General features: G+C 40.9%; 17 protein-coding genes and 1 tRNA gene. 5 read left to right on the top strand and 13 right to left on the bottom strand.

The window, feature by feature from the left end; all coding sequences use genetic code 11:
- Positions 1-12: 12 nt before the first annotated feature.
- From AC07UV_RS09835 to AC07UV_RS09855, 5 genes are all read right to left on the bottom strand, one after another.
- Positions 13-783 (bottom strand): SDR family NAD(P)-dependent oxidoreductase, encoded by a 771-nt coding sequence (locus tag AC07UV_RS09835; RefSeq protein WP_495183572.1) that lies wholly within the window; start codon positions 781-783, stop codon positions 13-15.
- A gap of 60 nt (positions 784-843) precedes the next feature.
- Entirely contained in the window at positions 844-2,481 is a 1,638-nt protein-coding gene (locus AC07UV_RS09840; RefSeq protein WP_495183573.1) for a sodium:solute symporter, read from the bottom strand.
- A gap of 10 nt (positions 2,482-2,491) precedes the next feature.
- Entirely contained in the window at positions 2,492-3,712 is a 1,221-nt protein-coding gene (locus AC07UV_RS09845; RefSeq protein WP_495183574.1) for an enolase C-terminal domain-like protein, read from the bottom strand.
- Between the two features lie 44 nt (positions 3,713-3,756).
- Entirely contained in the window at positions 3,757-4,803 is a 1,047-nt protein-coding gene (locus tag AC07UV_RS09850; RefSeq protein WP_495183575.1) for an alpha-L-fucosidase, read from the bottom strand.
- 176 nt (positions 4,804-4,979) lie between these two features.
- Positions 4,980-5,417, bottom strand: a complete 438-nt coding sequence (locus AC07UV_RS09855) for an L-rhamnose mutarotase (protein WP_495183576.1) — start codon at positions 5,415-5,417, stop codon at positions 4,980-4,982.
- Between the two features lie 184 nt (positions 5,418-5,601).
- Here AC07UV_RS09855 and AC07UV_RS09860 point away from each other — a divergent pair, with 184 nt between their 5' ends.
- A complete protein-coding gene (locus tag AC07UV_RS09860; protein WP_282254217.1) occupies positions 5,602-6,468 on the top strand; it encodes an AraC family transcriptional regulator in 867 nt (288 codons plus the stop codon).
- 48 nt (positions 6,469-6,516) lie between these two features.
- Here the strand turns inward: AC07UV_RS09860 and AC07UV_RS09865 are convergent, their stop codons facing one another.
- Positions 6,517-7,077 (bottom strand): DUF4230 domain-containing protein, encoded by a 561-nt coding sequence (locus tag AC07UV_RS09865; protein ID WP_257090936.1) that lies wholly within the window; start codon positions 7,075-7,077, stop codon positions 6,517-6,519.
- A 201-nt stretch (positions 7,078-7,278) separates the two neighbouring features.
- On the opposite strand from AC07UV_RS09865, the gene AC07UV_RS09870 reads away from it, so the two are divergent.
- Positions 7,279-7,352, top strand: a tRNA-His gene (locus AC07UV_RS09870).
- A 111-nt stretch (positions 7,353-7,463) separates the two neighbouring features.
- Here AC07UV_RS09870 and AC07UV_RS09875 read toward each other — a convergent pair.
- Positions 7,464-8,804 (bottom strand): M60 family metallopeptidase, encoded by a 1,341-nt coding sequence (locus tag AC07UV_RS09875; protein ID WP_495183577.1) that lies wholly within the window; start codon positions 8,802-8,804, stop codon positions 7,464-7,466.
- 568 nt (positions 8,805-9,372) lie between these two features.
- Between AC07UV_RS09875 and AC07UV_RS09880 the strand changes: the two genes are divergently transcribed.
- Entirely contained in the window at positions 9,373-10,092 is a 720-nt protein-coding gene (locus AC07UV_RS09880; protein WP_495183578.1) for a DUF3575 domain-containing protein, read from the top strand.
- 71 nt (positions 10,093-10,163) lie between these two features.
- A complete protein-coding gene (locus AC07UV_RS09885; RefSeq protein WP_495183661.1) occupies positions 10,164-10,292 on the top strand; it encodes a winged helix-turn-helix transcriptional regulator in 129 nt (42 codons plus the stop codon).
- Positions 10,293-10,583: 291 nt separating this feature from the next.
- Here AC07UV_RS09885 and AC07UV_RS09890 read toward each other — a convergent pair whose 3' ends face one another.
- From AC07UV_RS09890 to AC07UV_RS09915, 6 genes are all read right to left on the bottom strand, one after another.
- Positions 10,584-12,995, bottom strand: coding sequence for a TonB-dependent receptor domain-containing protein (locus AC07UV_RS09890; RefSeq protein ID WP_495183579.1), 2,412 nt, complete (start codon positions 12,993-12,995; stop codon positions 10,584-10,586).
- A 530-nt stretch (positions 12,996-13,525) separates the two neighbouring features.
- A complete protein-coding gene (locus AC07UV_RS09895) occupies positions 13,526-13,756 on the bottom strand; it encodes a TonB-dependent receptor domain-containing protein (RefSeq protein ID WP_495183580.1) in 231 nt (76 codons plus the stop codon).
- 64 nt (positions 13,757-13,820) lie between these two features.
- A complete protein-coding gene (locus AC07UV_RS09900) occupies positions 13,821-14,147 on the bottom strand; it encodes a hypothetical protein (RefSeq protein WP_495183581.1) in 327 nt (108 codons plus the stop codon).
- Between the two features lie 21 nt (positions 14,148-14,168).
- A complete protein-coding gene (locus tag AC07UV_RS09905) occupies positions 14,169-14,435 on the bottom strand; it encodes a hypothetical protein (protein ID WP_495183582.1) in 267 nt (88 codons plus the stop codon).
- A 39-nt stretch (positions 14,436-14,474) separates the two neighbouring features.
- A complete protein-coding gene (locus AC07UV_RS09910; RefSeq protein ID WP_495183583.1) occupies positions 14,475-16,280 on the bottom strand; it encodes a serine hydrolase in 1,806 nt (601 codons plus the stop codon).
- A 259-nt stretch (positions 16,281-16,539) separates the two neighbouring features.
- Positions 16,540-16,860: a hypothetical protein gene (locus AC07UV_RS09915; protein ID WP_495183584.1), complete on the bottom strand. Its 321-nt coding sequence runs from the start codon at positions 16,858-16,860 to the stop codon at positions 16,540-16,542.
- 195 nt (positions 16,861-17,055) lie between these two features.
- On the opposite strand from AC07UV_RS09915, the gene AC07UV_RS09920 reads away from it, so the two are divergent.
- Positions 17,056-17,976, top strand: a complete 921-nt coding sequence (locus tag AC07UV_RS09920; protein WP_495183585.1) for an alpha/beta fold hydrolase — start codon at positions 17,056-17,058, stop codon at positions 17,974-17,976.
- The last annotated feature ends 13 nt before the right edge of the window (positions 17,977-17,989 follow it).

The raw sequence follows: 17,989 nt of genomic DNA on the forward strand, positions 1-17,989 counted from the left end.
AGCAATAATCTCCTAGCTATTCCGTCGGTAGCCAAGCTCGGCACCACCACTCACAGGCAGGTTCACCCCGGTAATAAACCGGGCACTGTCGGACAGCAAAAACAGGCAGGTATCTGCGATTACATCCCCTTCCGGGCAATAGCCCAAGAGGTGGATATCTTTTAGAAAACCAAATATCTGTTCCGGCTCCGGTTGCTCCAAAGCCCATTGCTGAAGCATAGGCGTCATCACCGCCGCGGGCATGACAGAATTAACCCTGATCCCCAATGTTGCGTAATCTATCGCCATTGATTTGGTCAGGGCATTGACAGCACCTTTTGTTGCGGCATAAGCGGCATGATTTTCCTGGCCAATTTCCGCCACGAGGCTGCTTGTATTTAATATACACCCTCTTGAGGCTTTCAGATGAGAAAAGCCATATCGTGTTGTCAACAAAATACTTTTCACATTGACATCGAACAATCTGGCCCATTCCTGTCCCGTGGTGTCATGCAACGGTTTGGATGGACTCGCAAGACCAGCATTGTTGTGAATGGCATCTAATCGCCCAAAGGTTGCGACTGTTTGGTCTATCGCTGCCTTCACATCCTCCTCCTGGGAGAAATCGGCACAGATACCCAGATGTGGAGTACCTAATAATTCGCCAGTAGCAGCGACAGAGGCCTGATCAAGGCCGATAAAAGCAACTTGAGCCCCAGCCTTTGCATAGGCCTGCGCACATGCCAGACCGATTCCAGCAGTACCACCACTGATTAATATCACTTTATCCTTCAATCTATTCACGATAAATCTATAAAAGCTTATTCAATTAATTCTAAGATCTAAAATACGACAAGTAACTTCTTACCTGAAAATTATGTATAAAATTGTGACAATAGCCAACAATAGTCCCGATAAAACGCGGTAATTCCCTATTCCTTTCCATGCGGCCCCACGAAGTGGCTCCAATGGACTCTTCCAATAGAGCTGCTCGCTTTCCGCGCTGTGCTGTACCGGATACCGGTACGATAAGATAATCTGAATGATCATACAGGTCAAGAAAAGATAGAATGCCATCATCATAAATGGAGTTTGCCCGATCCAGGAATCTGGCAGGACCTTATTCAGAATAAAGACTCCCATACCAAAAAAAGATCCGATCCACAGCGTCAGTTTGGCCGATACCGCCGACGCTTTCCGCCAGAACACCCCCAAAAGGAATACACAGGTAATGGGAGGCGCAATATGGGCGATCACATCGTTTATTCCGTTAAAAATACTTTCATACCTGTCCAGTAATGGCAATAGAGCTAGCGAAAAAGCCATCGCGATCACAGCGGATATTTTCCCGATACGGATAAGCTGTTTATCAGTGGCCTGTGGCTTCCGTTGCTTAAAAATGTCATAGCTGACCATCGTAGAGATCGAATTAAGGGCGCCAGAAATCTGACTCATTAACCCGGACAACAAAGCTGCCACAAGGATCCCAATCAAGCCAGAAGGCAACAGCTGCGTGATCATCAGCGTATATATTCCTTTGGAATTCACATGGCCTGCTGCGTCTAAGCCCAGGCTACTTAGATCAAGATGCCCACTCTTAAAGAGAGTGTAAGCGAATAACCCGGGAAGTACAAAAATAAATACGGGCAAAATTTTCAGAAAACCACAGAACAGCGCACCCACACGACCATGGTTCTCATCCTTCGCCCCCAGTACGCGCTGGACAATCGTCTGATCCGCACACCAATACCAGATCCCCAGAATGGGATAACCAAAGAACACCGCATACCAGGGCATGCCACTGCTGTCATCAGCACCGCGGAGCATGGACAAGCGGTCGAGTCCACCCTCAGCAATCAGGACATCTTTCATCGGTATCCACCCACCCATGCGATTGAAGGCCGCAAAACTGATGATAAATGCGCCAGCTAATAATACAATGGTCTGAATGGATTCTGTCACAACCACCGCACGCAGTCCGCCAAGGATAGTATACATTCCGGTAATAATACATATTACTGTAATACTCAAATACATATTGATCCCAAAAAGGGTCTTTAGTACAATACCTCCGGCCAACATGGAAAAGGCAATATGAATCACTATGGCAGATATAATGGAAATAAACGTCAGCCAATCTCTACTGGAACGGTCATACCTTCTTTCCAAAAAATCCGGGAGCGTTGCCACACCAGATTTGAGGTAGAAGGGTACAAAAAACAAAGCCAATAAGATCAAAGTAAATGCGGCCATCCATTCAAAGTTTCCATTAAGTAAACCCGTATCAAATCCACTTTGCGCAAGACTCACCAAGTGTACAGTCGATATATTTGTCGCAAAAAGCGCCAATCCGATTGCTGGCCACCGCAAGCTTTTGTCGGCGAGAAAGTAACCTTCGGCCGTTCCTGTATTTCTCTTACCGCCGATACCTGCGCGAATACCGACAATCAGGATCAATGCAATATAGGCTACTGCGATACCCAAATCTATATTTCCTAACATAAGCTAATTTTTAGATTAAGTCACAACTACTTCCAGCTTCCATCGGCGTCCGATAAACACCATTTTCGATGACTACAGGATGTACGAAGTGAGATTTGAGATGTGGAATATGTTCAAGAAACAGGGCTTCATGGCCAAGACTAATGTGATTAAACAACACAAGATGCTGGTGCAATTGTCCCATATCCCCTACATGTGGTACAATAGGGATACCGTATTTGCGACAGAGCAAACTGACCGCAATAAATTCGCTCACACCGCCAACACGGACCGCATCTACCTGTACAAAACCTGCAGCCCCTAACTGGAGGTAGTTTTTGAATAAAATCCGGTTAGGCACATGTTCCCCCATAGCGACCTTTATCGGTGCAATGGCATCAGTCAGTATTTTATGCGCAACGATATCATCTGGATGTGTCGGCTCTTCCACCCAAAACGGATTCATTGCCTTGAGTTCATGACATATCGCCAGCGCCTGCGGTAATGTCCATTGTTGATTAGCATCCAACATGACTGTCGCTTGATCACCAGCTACCTCCCGAACAATATGGGCCCGTATGATGTCACGGAGCGGATCCGCGCTACCCACTTTCAGTTTCATGGCCGTAAAGCCGTTTGCAATAGCCCGTTTACAGTTTTCTCTGACCTGGTCGTCTGAATAGTTAAACCAGCCAACAGAGGTATCGTAACCCGTATATCCCTTTTCAATAATGTTCATTCGTTCCTGACGGCTCTGTCTATTTGCAGCAATCAGCGCAATGGCTTCTTCCTTTGTCAGCTCATCCTCCAGATAGGAAAGATCCAGGGTGTTGACAATTTCCTCTGGCGTTAGATCGATCAATAATTTCCAGAGCGGAACAGCTCGCGTTTTCGCCCATAAGTCAAAACATGCATTTGTCACCGATGCCAGCGCTAGGTGTACAATACCTTTGTGCGGTCCTAGCCAACGAAACTGCTGTTCATTGCTCAGTGTATTGAAGATTGCGCCAAAGTTCGCCATCAGCTCTTCGATGGGTATTCCCTTGATCCGCTCCGCATAAAATGCTGCCGCCTGACAGACCAGTTCATTTCCCGCTCCTATGGTGAATGCCAAGCCAGTGCCCACACGTCCTTTATCGTCTAACAAACGGGTAACGGCATAAGAATATACAGGATCTTTATGTATAGCATCGCTACCTGCTCCAGTATTTAAGGGAAATCGGCGATCCTGGATATCGTACGTTGTAATCATACTAATACTAATTTTTATAATCTATGGATAGGTGTATTTCTGCTTTATAATTTTAATTTTTCTTTCAATTGGAGAAGCAACGCTACATCTGTCTCTTTGATACGTCCTTCCCTATTGGGTCCAACATTCAGGATCAGTATATTATCCTGTGCTGTTGCTGTACGGTAGATATCTTCCAGTTCTGCAAGTGTCTTGTATTTTTTGTCTGTTGTATTATAAAACCAGCGCTCGCCGAGTACAACTGTTGTCTCGAAAGGCATGTAGTAGATATTTCCCTGTGCTGTAAAGAGTTTAGGATCGGGTGTACCTGGCAAATATGGATCACCTAAACGGAAGTCACTTGGGAAATAACGTATCGGGAATAAATTCTGTTGATCCTTAGGCTGCACAACGTGTTTATCTGCATTTTCGGGACTACCAATGGTCCAATTGATACCCACCTGACACTGAGGAGCCTTACTTTTGACCAGCGTATAGATTTCCTGTGCGGGCCATCTGTAATTCTCCTTTTCCCAGCCGCCATCCAACCAAAGTTCAACGATGTCTGTATACTTCTTGGTCATATCAAGCAGCTCCGTTAATTGACTGAGCATATAGGTATTATAGGCTCTATCCGCTTTTCTGTCATTCACATTGCCATTCTGTTTCCGGTCCCACAAGGAATAATAAAGTCCCAGACGGATGCCCTGCTTACGGCATTCCTTTGCCAGCGCCGCCACAACATTCGTCTTGTTAGCTGAATTTGCCACATCGTAATCAGTATATTTACTATCCCATAAGCAAAAACCATCGTGATGCTTGCTGACCAATATGATATATTTCATTCCGGCAGCTTTCGCCGTAGATACCCATTGTTTTGCGTCAATGGTTGTTGGGGTATAAGAACTGGTGGGTTTTGACCCGTCCGTCCACTCCTGATCGTGAAAGGTATTTATACCAAAATGGATAAACATTCCATACTTGCGATCGATCTGCTCCTGTTGGTATCGATTGGGTTTATCGGATGCTGTAGGTATAACAACTTTCGTTTGGGCGATTACCTTAGCTGCCAATAAGCATAAGGTTAAACTAAAAAACACCTGCTTTTTCATCTGTATAAATTTGTTTATTCATTAGTCAATTTTCTCTTTAAGGCATTCATGCTGCCTTCGGCGGTTTCAATTGTGATGAAGCTATCAGATTTATCCACTTTTTAGAGTAGCTGAATAAATCATAATGGTTTCATCATTTTTTTGTTTTAGGTTATTATTCGGATTTTCTATTTCAGTTAGTTGGTATGAAATACCTCTTCCATATCCGACCAGACCGCTCCTTTGGCACGGGCATCCGGGAGTGGCAGCTGGCAAGGATCCGTTTCCTTCCACCAACGTTGCGTTTCGGGATCAGCAGCCATCCGCTGCATATCGGCATTAAAATCCGCTCCGGTATACTCAAAATAGCTGAATAGATAATGTTGCCCATCCACCTCTTTCAAAAAAATAGAATAGTTCTGGATATGGCATTCCTTGATTTTCCGCAGCACCGTCGGCCACGCATCCGCATGTAGTTTTTTGTAATATTCCAATTTTTCAGCTTTTACTCCTGTAATGGAAGCATAGCGTTTGACAGATTCAATTTCTCCACCCCGTCCACAGCAAACCATTAAAATCGAGATTGCACAAACGAGCATAAAGGGTACAAATGGAACTAATTTTCTTAATATCATATTTAGGTATTCTTGTTATCAATATTCCTTTTTACATCATGCTAAACTACTACTCTTAGGACAATAAAACTGTACCTAGATTGCTCAATACTGACACTATATTAACGATATTTTGACTATAATTTCGTATTTATGACAAAATAAGCTATATTTAACCTCCATTAAACAACATGATAACCAGTAAATGAAACCCATCTTCACAAAAATATTGGAGGGATCCGAGATAGCGACATTTGCAACAAAAGAAGTCTGTCAGCCGTTTTTTTCCACCGAATTCCATTTTCACAGTGCCTGCCAGATGACTTATATTGTCCAAAGTGAGGGTAAACGTATTATAGGTGACAGTATCGACAGTTTTTCGACCGATGAATTGACTTTTGTGGGGCCGGACCTACCCCATGTTTGGCACAATGACAACTCGAATCAGGATTCGACAGATCTATCGCGCTCAATGGCACTTTATGTCGAGCCTAAATTACTCTTAGAGGTATTGGGGCAGTTTTTTAAAACACATAAAATAGAGGCTTTTCTGACTGCCTCCAAGCGGGGACTTCTATTTCGGGGAGAAACAAAGCAGCAGCTAAAACACAAATTGGAACAAATAGTTCATCTTGACTATGGTTTTAGAAAAACAATATTGCTGTTTGAAATCATCGAATTGTTGATTACAACCGATGAATATGCGTATCTTTCCAGTCCAGGTTACACGCACAATTACAGTTCGGTAGATAATGAGAAAATCGACCGTATCTTTAAGTTTGTGTTCAACAACTTTACAAAAGAGATTCCGCTGGATCAGGTTGCGACCCTAGCGAATATGTCCAAACATTCGTTCTGTCGTTATTTTAAGTCCCGTACACAAAAGACCTTTGTTCAGTTTGTCAATGAAGTACGCATCAGTGAATCATGCCGACTGATTACTGAAAATAAATTACAGATCACCAACATAGCCTTTGCCTGTGGTTTCAATAGCCTTTCGAATTTTAATAAAATTTTTAAATCCATCAAAGGTATTACCCCAAGTAGGTACAGATCACATATACAGCATTAAAACAAACCTTTCTGAGATCAAGAAAAAATCAACATGAGCTTAACCCATCTACTCAAAAGTAAGGTTGATCTTCGAAAAGCCCAGTCCCTGCAACAATGGTTTGAACACAGTCGTTGCATTTGCTTTGGTTTGTTGCAGGATATCGGATTTCTTCACATCATCTGCTACAGCTTTTTCAGCAGTTTTGTAAGCTTCATCAACCAATTCCGCCTCCCGGAGGAAAGCCATTTTGGTATCATATACCTTTGATGCTTCGTGGTCAATCTTAATATAACAAATCTCCGGAGCGGGCAATTTAATGGAAACAGAGTCCCCTACCACCTTAATATCCTCCGGTGTCAGTTTTGTTAAATTCACACAACCAACAGCATCAGCTTTGACAATTAGCAATACGCTTGCCGTAGGCAAGAACGTATTGATATTTTTATGTTCAACAACATCGCTGTAGCGATATTTCACCAATTCCAATTTACCCATAGCTTCAATGCGATCAACAAGAAGCTGATGCTTGCTCTCTACCCGTGGTCCGCTATTATATTTTTGATAGACAAACCAGGCTCCTACTGCCAAAATGGCTACAACGATTAAAAATTTTAAAAATTTTCCCATAAATAGTATAATACAAATAATAGACCAAGGTCCAATTATGGCCATTTGAACCGAAATTGTTACGCGAATATTATCTTTTGTCGCCTTTCAATATGCTCCGATAAAAATATACCATTTGATAGACAATTGTTTAATCAAAAAGTTTAAAAAACATTTGGAAGATATGGGCTATAATACTACTTTTGTGACATCAAAATCACGGTAGGTATAGCTCAGTTGGTTAGAGCACTAGATTGTGGTTCTAGGGGTCGTGGGTTCGAGCCCCATTACTTACCCAAAAAAGGCAGATCAATAAAATGATTTGCCTTTTTATTTCCAATATCCTCTATTCTAAAAGACTATCTGAACAATGAGGATAATGTCAGCTGACAGCGACATCAAATCGTCTAATCCCTCAATAAGGTAATATCCTGAGCCGGTGCAGTTAAACTAAGGTTAGCAATTTCTGTATAAACAGATTCATCAACTTTGAAGCCCCATTTTCTAAAGAAATCTGAGAGATCCTTTTGTGTAATCTGACAGGCTGAAAGCATAAAGTAACGCATCTTTTCGGCATCAGTAGAAATGGTTGGTCGATTTTCACGTGTAGATCTACTCAAATTAATATAGAGGTTATCGCCAAATGCCAACCATAATTGATGGAACATAATCATTTTTAGGTCATTATCACCCGCATTAAAATCACGGTCTGCTATATTCTTTTGAAAGTACGTATCTAATTTTGGCCAGGAATTATTTGCGGTAATACGGCTCACAGGAATACCAAATCCTCTTTCGCTGGCCAATGAGTAGACATTCACTGTTGTTTCGGTAAGATTGCCCCAAGTCCAAGCCTTTTGCTGATAAGTATGCCCCACTTCATGCCAGATTCCCCAGCCATTTGTATTGGAGAGGTATTTAGGTTGCAGCATTCTATACGATAATGATTCTGTAAAATAAATAGAAATACCAGCGGCCATATACCCCCCAGCAGAAGAATCTCTAACAGTAATTAGATGTTTGTTATAAGGGATTGCATGTACGCCGCTTGCCCCACTCAAGCCACTAATATAATTTGAAAAGCCGATGATAGAGTCCAGTCGATCGACAATTAACTGCTGATCTTCGTTCCGATATAGAAGAGCCTCATCCATATTGGCGACCATAATCGTACGGTCAGAAGAGAACATGACATCCGGCGCTATATTTTTAAGCGAGTCCAAAGTCAACAACCATTGTGCATGTGTTGTTTTCCCTTTTTGGAAATACGGAACAGGAATGAAGCCATCTCCAAAGGTCAATTCAATTTCTCCGGGGGTACTGTAATTGTTGGTGGTATAAATCACATACACTAAACCTCCATACTGATCGGCTGTGAAGGTCTGCGTTCCCGCCTGAAGATTAAAATACTGTCTAACTGGTCGAATATTATCTCGAAAAGGCGTACCAATTGCCAGACGGGCAACAGTGGTACCGGCATTGATTTTTACGTTCAGCGTAATTGTGCTATTGGGAGCGACATAAAATCCTGTAGCCTGCATATCGTTGTGATTTGCCCTGAATTGTAGTCGATCCACCTCTGTAGAAGCCGATGGTGTAATTTTGAAGATCTGCACACTGTCTGCAACAGCCAGTTCCAGGGTTTGTGGATCAGCAGGAATAGGAATCATCCAACCACCGTCCTTTTTGCAGGATGAAAATGCAGCAATAAAGCAGAATGCAATAACATAAAAGATGTTCTTTCTCATTGGTTTTTAAATTAAGTTTATGAATTGTATTAATTATTTTATTCGCAAGAACCCCATCCCGGATTTTTATATCCGTTACCTATTTTCATCGTATCTTTAAATTTCTATATCAAGAAATTTAGCGGTTTAAAATCAGTAACAATATAGGCGGAAAAGCTTTAAGAAATTTCATCAAACGATTGCGTAATTACCGAAAACGTTATAGTGTATAATAAACACTATAGTTTTGAAACACTTAAATCACAATAGTTAACAACAAATCATTTCAATCACTACAAATTAATTTTAAAACACTTTAAAGAAATTTTAACGTGTTTAGATTAAAAACAATGTCTTACCGCTGATTAATCTTTATCCAGCTCATCTTGTTAAATTGTTACCATATAGTTGTCGGGGAGTTTACTGGCTCAGCAAGCTGGTTATCCTTTTTTATTTTTCCATCGAGATAAAATAAATCCTTGTAAAACAACGTTTCCATGAATAAAAAAGAATTTCCCAAATTGTATAATAACATTGGATGATATCATCTATTCCGATATATTTGGCATTTTATTTTACGACATCAACTATGAATCTGCACTACTTGACGACATTGGTTATTGGATTATTAGCAATTACCGGACTAAAGGCACAGAAATCATCCAATTTAATTAAATTGAATCTACTGCCTCTCTCAGTTGGTAACCTTGCATTTGAATATGAAAAAACCATTCAGGAGCATATATCACTGAACGGAACGCTTAGTTTACGTCCCAAATCTGGCCTTCCATTCCGGTCGATATGGGAATCCGGTGTCGATGATACTTATAATATTCTTGGCGAGGCAAAACTTGCGGCTTTTTCGTTTACACCAGAGTTGCGATTTTACCTCCGAAATAAAGAAGCGTTTAAAGGATTTTATATCGCACCCTTTATCAAGTATTCCAACTACCACCTCTCCACCATACTTTCGGTCGATCAGTCAGACTATCAAAAAAAGGTTCCTATTTCAGGCTCTTTGAATGCTCTTACTGTCGGAGTGGCGATCGGTAGCCAATGGCGCCTCGGTGATGCGATCTATTTAGACTGGCGGATTATCGGTCCAAATTATGGATTCAACAAAGGTACATTTGAGGGGAAAATGCAACTTAGCGCAGAGGAACAACGGGAGGTTCGAAAACAATTGGACCATTTTGACATCGATGTACTAGATCTGAAAAAAGAAGTCAGCGCCGAAGGTGTCACCATAACAACCAAAGGACCCTTTGCGGGGCTCCGCACCGCATTGTCACTGGGATACAGGTTTTAAGCAATGCCATCCGAAAAATAATTCCGGCTAATTCATAGGGATAAAAACAGGTTCCTTGAACCGAACAAGCTATCACTAGAACACAAAATAATACCATGCCTGTATCGGTTGATTACGAACTGACTGAATTCGGAAAAAGCCTTCATCAAATTATTGATACCATGGGTGCATGGGAATCAGGTACAGAGAGCAGATTCTAAAGTAACCAGCCTGTAGTTACCCCGATTGGAATCAATAGTAGCCAAGTCGCCAAACAACTATTTTTTGTCCGTGTTCAAATTTACAAATCCCCGATGGCACATACTTAGTAAAATCTACTTCGCTGCTGGCCAGTTGCGCTCTCCTTCGAGAAGCTTGGCCTTTTGATAACATAAAATGGGAAATAAAATCCCTGGATATAGCAACAAAAACGGCAGGTCCTTAAACGATCTGCCGTTGGAGCGTCTGAAGGATTTCAGCTAAATCTCCTCCAATTTGGTAAGCATCTTAAATTACAGTTTGTAGGAAACTGTTGTCACAAAATTTCTTTTTTGTTGTGGATTAACAGACCAATAACCAATATAGTATTGTTTATTGTTGATATTGTTCATATTAAAGTTTACGCGGAATTTATGAAAAGAATAAAAGATACTTCCGTTTAAAAGCGCATAACTCGGAAGTTCAAATACACCCGTCACACTATTGTCTACTACCTTATATTTTCCACCATAGTTACCTCCGATTCCAAAACCGAGATTTCGCAACTTCCCATGCTGAATCTGATAACTTCCCCAAAGGTTTGCCAAAGTACCCGGACCTTGTCCTCCGGGAGCTCGTCCTTTTTCATTATAGAAGTCATTTCCATTCCCGGCAATTATCTGGATATCATTATAGCTAAAGCCAGCTTTTACCGAAACTCCCTGGTAAGGCAATGCTTCAATATCAAAATCAAAACCCTTGCTTTCTACCTTCCCCCCTTGTATAGATCCGATTGGTGTACTGTATACTCTATTTGCAACTGTAATGTCGTATAATGCTAATGTGGTCCATAGTCTATCTTTGATCAAATTTGCTTTGGCGCCAAATTCCCATTGGTTAGCCCGTTCGGGCTTAAATGATTGTACACCTGTTTTTACATTATTGTCGTCATAGGTTATGCTCGGTGCGACATTATAGAAAGCATTCATATAATTAGCAAATATCGAGACTCTATCTTTTACGATCTCGTAGACAATTCCAAATTTTGGAGAAAGTGCCCATTGGCTATAATTATCGTCTTTATTGGAAACATCGCCTTTTGAGTCAAAATAATCTGCCCGCAGGCTCACCATAACGGAGAGTTTATCTGTAAGATCCACTAGATCGGAACCATATACACTAAATGAGCTATTTTTGATATGGGAAGAACCTCCGGCTTGTGTCCCTGCAAGCAACTTGTCAATGGCATCCTTGGTCAGTGGAACGGGATCTAATACTGTTGAGTTTTCATCCAATGGTACTTTTATTTCACCCTGTGGGCTTACCCTACGCCCTAGTCCCCAGCCGGATCCATTTTCCTTTACATTCCTTGAAAAATAGTCAACACCAACCAAAAGCCTGTTTCTTAAGCCAGCCAATTTAAAATCACCGTTGAAATTTTGCTGCAGATCATAGGTTCTGGTCTTTTGATTTTCATTGTGAAAATATTGGTCAAAAAAATTGCCCTGGTTACCCCATATATAAGTGTATATTCCATTCGACTTCACCTTTCCAAATGAAACCACGGTCTGCGAATTCCACTTTTCATTGATTTTATAGAGTACTTCGCCCTGTATATTCGTCCGCGGATTTTTGATGGTCAGTTCATTGCTTGTAAAGGAAAGCTTGGGATCAAGGTTTAGTTCGTCTATAGTTTTAAATGTAAGCGGTGCTACCCTATCCGAATGGAAAAAAACGGGAGCAACAGCCCTTTTCATATCAAGCAATTCGGTCATCAGATTAACTGTAAGCCTATCATTTACTTTATAGGTCAACGATGGTGCAAAATAAAAGGATTTTTTAAATCCCGCATCCTGAAAACTGTGTTCATGATGATAGGCTGAATTGATCCTGAGTGCCAGGGTTTTACTTTTATTCAGTACGCCATTGAGATCAACTGTCGCCCGATGCAACTTATTGCTACCATAGTTGTAGGAAACTTCACCTCCATTTTCAAAATACGGTCTTTTCATAATCGTATTGATTACACCACCATACCCATAAAAACTGGCGCCGAATAACGTACCGGAGGGTCCTTTCAAGACTTGAATCTCCTCTATTCCGGCCGGATCTAGGATACCGCTGGATAAACCAGGAAGTCCGTTGACAAGATTACTTTGTGCTTCAAAACCCCGCAAGGAAAAATATGCACCTCCATCTCCTGCTCTACCTGTGGATTCCCATGTGCGGCTGAGCCCCGAGACATTTCGGATCAGGGCATCATCAAAATTTGTGATTGCCTGTTGTTTTAATAACTCATGCGAAACGGTACTATAGACCTGCGGATTCTCTATATTGCTCAAGGGCATCTTGGCTACAGCGCTGATCGTTCGGTTGACTTTGAAAGCAGATACCAGTACCTCCTGCAGTTGAGCGTAGTTCTCATTTAAAGCGAAATCCAAGATGACAGGTTTATTATTTTCAACAGTTACTTCCTTTTCAATCGAATTTAGCCCTGTGAAACTGACGACAATCTGGTAACTTCCAGGTTTCAATCGGTCAAATTTGTAGTTCCCACTTCTATCTGTCCGCGTCTGCCGATTAATTCCTTTAATGGTCAAATTGACGGACTCTGCCGGATTACCATCAATTGTAGTTATTTTACCAAAGATACTCGCTGTCTGCGCATTGGCGACTCCTGTGAGCGAAAGCATCGCTACTGCAATAGATATAGATCTGATTCCCATAAAAAAAAATTATGGAGCCGAATATAGCACATCCAATTGTATAAATGAAATTAATTAGACTAATTACAAATAACAAGACATCCTATTGTTGACTGATAGGTTAAATAATAGCAAGCGAATGATCCCTGAGTGATCAAAAAAATGGTAAATCGATTCTAATGACTTTCAATAAATACGATACATTTCCAAAATAATTATCCCAAAAAATATAAATTGCTGATTAGCCTTTTGTAACGGTTATCTCTCTTTTGACAGATCTACCTTGTTGATCAACATGAAATCGCAGATCAATCGCTTATTACAAATACCATTTATGGTTAGAGTATAATCGTCCATATGTCCACGCTTTTACTTAGTGTCGCATTTTCTTATAATTAATCTGCTATGGAATAGTCAACGTGAGCTTGTCGTGGGGAAGTAAGCAGAACTGCATAAAAATAGGGGTGCCCGATTTTTTGGACACCCCAGTAAAATATATGACAAATAATTTTTACTGTGTAACGGCACGCATTAGAACTTATAGGCTAGGTTCAACCTAAATCCCTACGGATTGACTGCACGCCATACATAGTGCGTATATCTCCAGCCTCCGCAGTGAGCATATTGGTCTTTGTCAAATGGTAAACTGTTAAATTGGTCATCAATTTATTCTGAAACCAGGTTTTCTTCAGGCCAATCTCTTTGTTTCGCCCGTAGGATGGATCTGCAGTCCCTCCATCCAGCAACAATCCCACTTGCTCCTGAAATGTTTCATCATACAACGCATAGAGTCAACAGCCAATCCTCGTTAAAGTTATGGTTGATTGTCCCATAGATATTGTGTTCCTAGGACTTGGTAGGATTCATAATCGGATCGCTAAATGAAAAGTTCTTTTTCACCTCCTTAAAATCGTCTATGCCATAGGCATACCTTGAAAATCCACCTTCAAAATTATTTTGAGAGAGAATATATTCGAATATTACGTTCGTATTTTCGCTGGCATTATACTTAAAGGATGGGTTCAAAACAAACTGTTCGTGACCGACATTTTGCTGAAAATTTTCCTTCTTGGTTCCCATGACATTAAACCGTCCTAAAAACTTACCGTCACTGCTCAACCGCTGGTCCATATCAACCGCAGCGCGCAATAGATTGTAACTACCCAAGGTCATTTGTGCTGTTCTTTAATCTACTTAATCTTCTTCCAAATAAATATTGTGGACGACAAACTTAACATTCTTACTGAATAATAGCATATCATCGACATCCTCCGAATCTATCGCATAAAGTGTATCGAGTTCTCCCCCATCCAAAAGCTCTGAATCAGGGATTAGCTCAAAAAAGGTAATCCCTTCGATGGTAGATAATTCTTCCACTTTAATATAGGACACATCCTGACTTTTCCAGATAGATAGAATCTCTTTGGAAAATAATTGATAGGCATTTGCTTGCATTGACATGTGTGCAAATTAACAAAAAATTACCTCATTACACTTTTATTATAGGGTTTCTAATATCTTACTTACTTTTTCGTTTTTAGGATTGATTTCCATCAACTTTTTGTAGTTCTGCTTTGCTTTGTCTTTTTGGCCCGCTTTCAGATAAGCTTCGGCCAGGCTATCATATACATTTTCGCTCTTGGGGTATAAAATCGTATTGACTCTGAAAATATCGATCGCTTGGGTCAATTTCTTTTGAGAAAGGAGCTCATAACCTGTACCATTCAGAAACTCTTCTGAAAGCAGTCTATGTTCGCTATCCTCTTCTTTTGCACGTTGATAGGCTTTTACGCCCTGTTCAAAATGACCTCCTAAAATCAGCTCCAACGGAATGACATCGCCTTCGTTAAGCTTTGGATTTCTGGCATGGATTGTTTTATCACGCAAAACCTGAACAAGCTCCCCCTTACCTGTAGCTTTATCTTTTACAAAAGCCATTTTAAAATCCCAGTCATGCATCGCGAATGTGTCTACCCCCACTTTAATCAGTTCGACAGGCGGGTCCAGATTTTGTATAGCCATCAGTTTATTATTTTCTTTATAGACTTTGATTAATCCATATTTATCAGCACAATAACGTCCGATATAGGAACTGAGCTCTTGTGAGGTTGCCGGTAAAATTTTATTAGCTGGAGCAATGTAGTTGGGCCACTTATAGGTTAAAGCGACAGCGCGAACGAGTTCGTTAATAAATAGAGGTTTGTTGGTATTTGTCAATACGACAACCCCGTCTCCACTAGTCTTGCTTCCAATAAAATAGGAACTAAAACCTTCATTCCAACCACCATGACAGAAGTACACCGCTCCAGCATAGTTTTCAATAAATAGCCCTAGACCGATAAAGGATTCAATGAAAGGGCTGGTAAATTCTTCTGCTGTCTTTTTGGAAATAACTGTATTGCTTTTGCCAGCCAATGTATGTTGAATATCGATAACAAACTTTGCATAATCCTCGGCTGTAGACCACAATCCTGCTGCAGCCTGCTCTGGATAAACATGGTATCTCCCTTCAACAGGCTTTCCATTTGCAGAGTAGGCTGTGGCTGCAAACGCTGCTTGTCCAGTTGGAAGTGGTTGTGCGAATGTGCTATTCTTCATCCCCAATGGTAGCAGTACTTTCTCATTCATAATGCTCGTGTAATCTTTCCCTTCGATATCCATAAGCATCTGTTGCATCACAGTATATCCTCCTCCTGAATAGCGAAAATTTGCCCCTGGAAGCTTATCTACAAAGACCGCAGGAGTGTTGGCGGGTTTCCCTCCATTCAATACGGCTACTGCCCCGGGAATCGGATCTGTTACTTTATATCCCGGAAATCCACTTACTGTAAAACCAGCAGTATGGCTGACGATATTCTTAAGGGTGACTTTTTTCGTTTTTGTCCATTCATTATCCGGAACTTTCCACGAAGTTAGAAATGAATTCACATCCTTATCTATAGCTAATTTGCCAAGCTCTACCTCCTTTAGCGCAGCGTAAGCACTGACCGGCTTGCTCATAGAAGCAACCTGAAACAATGTCTTGGCGGTCACTGGAGCCTTGGATTCGAGATCTACAACACCGTAGGTTTTACTCCAGATAACTTTTGAATCTCTGATAACAGCAATACTCACACCGGGAATATTATAAAACTTCATACGTGAGGCAATATCCCAAGACTGCTCCCCCTCAAAACGGACAGGTGGTATCAACCCTGATTCAACACCGGAAATTTCTTTTTGGAGCTGACTTTCGGTTTGCGCACAAGCTGTTGAGACCGTTAGGCCGAAAATTAGGGCAATAGGTAAAGATTTTATGATCTTCATAAGATGTTAAGTTTTAGATTCCGAATAATATAATTCATATCGCTTTTTTCGGTTTTTGTTGCAAAAAAGCTGATGATTTCCGCTTCATCTTTTACGCAATTTTCTCGATTAACTTCTTTATCAACTCACTTGCCAAAACAGTATACTACTGTTAAACAACACACTACGACATATTGACGGTCAGATATTGATCATAATCGGACACTGTATGTTCAGAATCGAACGATAAGACAAGGATCCGTGACCCCATCCGCCAATATTAAATATCATCATGCTTTGTTTTATTTAACCCAATCATTTCTGCGACCAACAACTCCAATACTAGTCTCTGAGCAATCAGGTTAAAGCTCCAGATATCATCTGTAATAAATATATAATGACCGGATAAACTATAGATATAATCTCCACCTTCTATTCCTGTTGACCAGTTTTCCTTTTTTAGATCAGGAAAAGTTCTTAGTACCTGCCAACAATATTCCCTTATTTCATTTTCACTCCAAGTAGTGCCCAAGTTATCGATCAAGCTCTCAGCTGTACTAAGCCCATACATTTCTAACATTTCCGCAACGGTATTTCCCATGATTGACCGATTATCCTAAGAGTCTGTAAGCATACTGGAACGTTCGATGTTCCGCTTTTCTCCCACTAAAATAGTTAAAATAATTATCCCCTATCGTTTTGTCGTTTTTCCCCCTTTAAATTGTCGGATATTCAACCTAAACTCAATATTGAAAAAGAATAAATTTGTTTATAATATTTTAACAATCAAATAAATATGAAAACAAAAATGACATTAGGGCTAATAATAACACTAGTTTTTGCGTTATTTATATCCTGTCAACAACAGAAAAACGATCGAACGGGCTCTCCAGCGAATACATCGATTGTTAACAAACCATCAGAAACCGGTTATGCTGATGTCAATGGATTAAAAATGTATTATGAAGTTTATGGTGAAGGTAAGCCTCTTGTATTACTCCACGGATCCTATATGACGATTCCATTGAACTGGTCTCAGGCCATCCCAATGTTTAAGGGGCGAAAAGTAATTGTCGCGGAAATGCAGGGGCACGGACGTACCAGAGATATTGCTCGAAAAATCAGTTATGAGGGTATGGCCGATGATGTATCTGGATTATTGAGACATCTTCAAATAGATAGTACCGACATATTGGGCTACAGCATGGGTGGCGGCGTAGCTTTTCAGCTGGCCATACGGCATCCCGAACAGGTGCGGAGGTTAATCGTACTGTCTGGCAGTTATGCACATGATGGATGGTGGCCTGATGTAGAAGCCTCTTATCGATCGATAACAGCGGATATATTTAAAGGTTCGCCCATCGAGAAACAATACGACAGTCTTGGCAACGATCCAAAACATTTTCCCGAATTTGTAAAGAAAGTGATCAGCATCGACCTGGAACCTTACGACTGGTCCAAAGACGCGAAAAAAATAAAAGCCCCCCTTTTTATGGTTATTGGTGATGCCGATGGCATACAATATGAACATGCATTAACATTATTTCGCGCCTTGGGCGGTGGGAAAATGGGTGATATACATGGATTACCTAAATCTCGTCTGGCCATTCTACCCGGAACAACACATATCGGTATGATGTACCGCATAGATTGGTTAGTTCCGATGATTGATGACTTCTTGAATTCTGATCTAAATACTACACCACCAACATTTTAGTGTTTTCTGAAAG

The organism is Sphingobacterium sp. GW821-FHT03E03, from assembly GCF_059420745.1.